The organism is Psychrobacter sp. 1U2, assembly GCF_051847575.1.
On record NZ_JBPYDC010001452.1, the window covers coordinates 1 to 598 of the forward strand.

Genomic DNA, 598 nt, shown 5'->3' on the forward strand with positions numbered 1-598 from the left:
GTCAATATATTCATTGGCTTTATCCGCACATTGCATAATCAAACGCATGGCACGTGAGAACTCGCGATTCTCATAAGCGGCAGCAATTTCATCACCGGTTTTGGTAATATCTTCTAGCAGCGTTGACTCTACGCAAACGTCCGACAGCATCCCGTCATACTTTTTAACAATAAAGCCGGCACTGCGACTGGCGATATTAACCACTTTACCCACCAAGTCAGAGTTGACCTTTTGCATAAAGTCTTCTAAATCAAGGTTGATGTCCTCGACTTTATCAGACAATTTGCTGGCGAAGTAGTAACGCAAATACTCAGGGTGTAAATGATCAGCGTAAGTTTCGGCTTTAATAAAGGTGCCGCGTGACTTACTCATTTTTTCGCCATTGACCATTAAGAAGCCGTGAGCAAAAACGCCGGTTGGGGTACGGAACTCACTACCTGCTAACATGGCCGGCCAAAACAACGCATGAAAGTACACGATGTCCTTGCCGATGAAGTGATAAACTTCTGTTTTGTGCTCGTTTTCTTGTGCCCAGTAACGATCAAAATCAAGCGCTTGCTCTGTACCTTCACGCTTATCGCATAGGTTTTTAAAGCTC

1 protein-coding gene is annotated in these 598 nt (G+C 44.3%); it reads right to left on the reverse strand.

Going from position 1 to position 598, the window contains the following annotated elements; translation table 11 throughout:
- Positions 1–598 (reverse strand): class I tRNA ligase family protein (locus ACS8FD_RS22585; protein ID WP_439277507.1); only part of this gene is annotated, 598 nt, incomplete at both ends.